We start from the raw sequence: 4129 nt of genomic DNA, 5'->3' as shown, positions 1-4129 counted from the left end.
GCTCACCACACTGTCCGAGGGGTCGGTGCGGCGTAATTTCAACCCCTACACCGACATCGACTGGAAATCCCCCGAGTTCGCGGTCATCGACAATGACCCGCGCTGGAAATTGCCGGTGACCGACCCGCTGGGCCGGCACTCCTGGTACCAGGCGCAGTCCGAAAAACGCCAGATCGAAATCGGCATGTGGCGTCAGGCGAACGTCGCCAAGACCGGTCTACACTTTGAGTCCATCCTGATCCGCGGCCTGATGGAGTACGCGTTCTGGGTGCCCAACGGGTCACCGGAGTACCGGTACTGCCTGCACGAAGCGGTCGAAGAGTGCAACCACACCATGATGTTCCAGGAGATGGTGAACCACATCGGCGCCGACGTGCCCGGCATGCCGCGCATGCTGAAATGGATTCAACCGTTCATTCCGCTGGTGGCCGGGCCGCTGCCGATCCCGTTCTGGTTCGGCATCCTGGCCGGCGAAGAGCCCATCGACCACACCCAGAAGAACGTGCTGCGCGAGGGCAAGGAGCTGCACCCGATCATGGAGCGGGTGATGGCCATCCACGTGGCCGAGGAAGCCCGCCACATCTCGTTCGCGCACGAGTACCTGCGCAAGCGCGTGCCGGAGCTGCCGCGCCGCAAGCGGTTCTTGCTTTCGCTGTATGTGCCGGTGACGATGCGAATCCTGTGCTCGGCGATCGTGGTGCCGCCGAAGGCGTTCTGGAAAGAATTCGACATCCCGCGTCAGGTCCGCAAAGAGATCTTCTTCCGTTCGCCGGAGTCGCGGCAAATGCTGCGTGACATGTTCGGCGACGTCCGGATGCTTTGCCACGACACCGGTTTGATGAACCCGCTGGCCAAGCTGATATGGCGGATCTGCAAGATCAACGGCGAGCCGTCGCGTTACCGCAGCGAACCGCAGCGCCAGCACCTAGCCGTCGCACCGGCCGCCTAGGAAACCCGCTTTTATGCCGCACGTTATTACCCAGTCGTGCTGTAGCGACGGGTCCTGCGTTTACGCCTGCCCGGTGAACTGCATTCACCCGTCTCCGGACGAGCCGGGCTTCGCTACCGCCGAGATGCTCTACATCGATCCGGTGGCCTGTGTGGACTGCGGAGCCTGCGTGAGTGCCTGTCCGGTGGGCGCCATCGCACCCGCTAGCCAGCTGACCCCCGAGCAGCAGCTGTTTATCCCGCTCAACGCGTCGTATTACCCAGGACGTCCGGCCGACCAGAAACTGCCGCCGACATCCAAGCTGGCGCCGGTGATTCCCGCACCACAGGTGCGAGGGCACCATCGGGGCCCGCTGACCGTAGCGATCGTGGGATCCGGGCCGGCCGCGATGTATGCCGCCGACGAACTGCTTACCCAACACGGCGTGCGGGTCAACGTCTTCGAGAAGCTGCCCACCCCGTACGGGCTGGTTCGCGCCGGGGTGGCACCGGACCACCAGACCACCAAACGGGTCACAGCGCTCTTCGACCGGATCGCTCGTCGCCGCGAATTCCGGTTCTTCCTCAACGTCGAGGTTGGCAAGCACCTGAGCCACGACGACCTGCTGGCGCACCACCACGCGGTCCTCTACGCCGTCGGCGCGTCCAATGACCGCAGACTGGACATCGACGGCATGGGCATGCCGGGTACCGGCACCGCCACCGGGCTGGTGGCCTGGATCAACGGTCATCCCGATTTCACCGAGCTGCCAGTCGATCTCAGCCACGAGCGGGTCATCGTGGTCGGCAACGGCAACGTCGCTCTCGATGTCGCCCGCGTGCTCACCGCCGACCCCGACGAGCTGGCTCGGACCGACATCTCCGACCACGCACTGCAGGCGCTGCGCGCCTCACGGGTGCAGGAGGTGGTGATCGCCGCCCGGCGCGGACCCGCGCACTCGGCGTTCACGCTGCCCGAGCTGATCGGGCTGACGACCGCGGCGGACGTTGTGCTCGCCGCCGCCGACCACGAGCTGGTGCTGCGCGACCTTGCAGGCGTCTCAGACGCCGTGACGAAGCAGAAGCTGGAGATCCTGAGCAAGCTCGGCGACGGGTCCGACCCGCCGCTACGCCCGCGGATCCGGCTGGCCTACCGACTGACGCCCAAGCGCGTGCTGGGCGAGCAGCGGGCCAACGGTATGGAGTTCTGCGTCACCGGCACCGACGAGGTGTGTCACATCGAGGCAGGTCTGGTGTTGACCTCGATCGGCTACCAAGGCAAGGCTATTCGCGACTTACCCTTCGACGACATCGCCGGAGTCGTGCCGAACAACGGTGGCCGGGTGATGGACCCCGACTCGGGTCAACCGGTGCATGGCGCATACGTGGCGGGCTGGATCAAGCGCGGCCCGACGGGATTCATCGGCACCAACAAGTCGTGCGCATTGCAAACCGTGCAGCGGCTGGTCGACGATTTCAATGCTGGCCTGTTGAGCGATCCGATCGGCAAGCCGTCGGCATTGGACACCCTGGTCCGGACGCGGCAGCCCGCTGTGGTTGACGCCGCCGGCTGGCAGGCCATCGATGCAGCGGAAGTGTCCCGAGGCAACCTCAGCGATCGGCCGCGCAACAAGTTCACCTCGATCGACGACATGCTGGCGGTCGCCGCCGCCGCGCCGGCCCCGCCGCTACGGCGGCGGGTGGCCGACCGGCTGCGCCAATTGACTGACTTGGCCTAGGCCGGACTGCGCGGCTGGGGGTGCCCCCACTGCATCGTCCCCGGCCTAGCCCGGCGACTGGCCGATAGCAGCCGCAATCTCGTCCATGCTGACCTCGCGTACCGGCTGACCCAGCGACCAGTGGTGGCCGAACGGATCAGCGACGATGCCGTAGCGGTCGCCCCAGAACTGGTCCTCGAGCGGGGCGACCACAGTGGCCCCGGCGTCGAGCGCCCGCTGGAACTTGGCATCGACGTCGGCGACCGTCAGATGGATGGTGACCGGAGTTCCGCCCAGCGACGTCGGGGTCGTCGACTTTCCGCCGGACATCTCCGGAAAGTCATCGTTGAGCAGCACGGTGAAGCCGTTGATGCGCAGTGCTGCGTGGATCAGCTTGCCGTCGGGACCGGGCACTCGCCCGAGCTCCTCGGCGTCAAACGCCTTGACGTAGAAGTCGATCGCCGCGGCGGCGTTGTCGACGACGAGGTGCGGGGACAGTGCGGGTTGGACGGTGATTGCCATGCTTGGCCTCCTTGGTGTCGGTACGTGGCCCGGTGGGGCTTATAGGTATGACCGGGCCCGCGATGCAATCTCATCACCGGCCACCGACACCGACGCCGTCTTGGCGTCAGGCCTTGGGAATGTCGTCCCAGCCTTCGACGGATTCCGGGCTGCGCGGGTCCGGGCCGACGTAGATGGCCGACGGGCGAACCAGCTTGCCAAGTCTCTTCTGTTCAAGGATGTGCGCGCACCAACCGGCGGTCCGACCGCAGGTGAACATCGCCGGCATCATGTGCGGCGGCACCCCGGCGAAGTCCAGGATCACCGCGGCCCAGAACTCGACGTTGGTCTCGATCGCCCGGTCCGGGCGCCGCTCCCGCAGCTCGGAGAGCGCTGCCTGCTCGACCGCCGCCGCGACTTCGTAGCGCGGTGCGCCCAGCTGCTTGGCGGTGGCCCGCAACACTCGGGCGCGCGGGTCTTCCGCACGGTAGACGCGGTGCCCGAAGCCCATCAGCTTCTCGTGGCGGTCCAGAATCCCCTTGACCAGTCCGCGCGCGTCACCGGTGCGCTCGACCTCCTCTAGCATCGGCAACACCCGTGCCGGTGCCCCGCCGTGCAGCGGGCCGCTCATCGCCCCGATCGCACCCGACAGCGCTGCCGCGACGTCGGCACCGGTCGACGCGATCACCCGCGCGGTGAACGTCGAGGCGTTCATCCCGTGCTCGGCGGCCGAGTTCCAATACGCGTCGATCGCCTCGACGTGCTTGGGGTTGGCCTCGCCGCGCCAGCGGATCAGGAACCGCTCGGGGATCGATCGCGCCTTGTCGACCTCCCGCTGGGGTACCGGTGGCTTGCCGATCCCGCGCGCCGACTGCGCCACGAACGACAGCGCCATCACCGAGGCGCGGGCCAGGTCGTCGCGGGCCTCCTCGTCGGAGATGTCCAGCAGCTGGCGCATCCCGTAGGCCGGGGCGAGCATGGCC

The 4129-nt window shown here is 67.1% G+C and carries 4 protein-coding genes; 2 read left to right on the top strand and 2 right to left on the bottom strand.

The genetic code is table 11. The annotated features are described in order from the left end of the window. Both WAN71_RS13485 and WAN71_RS13480 read left to right on the top strand, forming a co-directional pair. On the top strand, positions 1 to 949 hold a 949-nt coding region (locus WAN71_RS13485), incomplete at its 5' end, for an AurF N-oxygenase family protein (protein WP_422225813.1). A 13-nt stretch (positions 950 to 962) separates the two neighbouring features. Continuing rightward, positions 963 to 2666 carry an FAD-dependent oxidoreductase gene (locus WAN71_RS13480; RefSeq protein WP_422225812.1) on the top strand — a complete coding sequence of 568 codons (1704 nt, stop codon included), beginning with the start codon at positions 963 to 965 and terminating at the stop codon, positions 2664 to 2666. A 45-nt stretch (positions 2667 to 2711) separates the two neighbouring features. Here the strand turns inward: WAN71_RS13480 and WAN71_RS13475 are convergent, their stop codons facing one another. Beyond that, positions 2712 to 3167: a VOC family protein gene (locus WAN71_RS13475; protein ID WP_422225811.1), complete on the bottom strand. Its 456-nt coding sequence runs from the start codon at positions 3165 to 3167 to the stop codon at positions 2712 to 2714. A gap of 106 nt (positions 3168 to 3273) precedes the next feature. Continuing rightward, positions 3274 to 4129: citrate synthase 2 (locus WAN71_RS13470; protein ID WP_422225810.1), on the bottom strand; the 856-nt coding region annotated here is incomplete at its 5' end.

The organism is Mycobacterium sp., assembly GCF_049280035.1.
Taxonomy (GTDB): Bacteria; Actinomycetota; Actinomycetes; order Mycobacteriales; family Mycobacteriaceae; genus Mycobacterium.
Note: the sequence above shows the minus strand (reverse complement) of the source record. Positions and strands in the feature narration are given on the sequence as shown.

What these genes read in the sequence shown, in the direction of transcription:
- WAN71_RS13480 (WP_422225812.1), top strand. Translation starts at nt 963, where the DNA reads ATGCCGCACGTTATTACCCAGTCGTGCTGTAGCGACGGGTCCTGCGTT.
- WAN71_RS13475 (WP_422225811.1), bottom strand. Translation starts at nt 3,167, where the DNA reads ATGGCAATCACCGTCCAACCCGCACTGTCCCCGCACCTCGTCGTCGAC.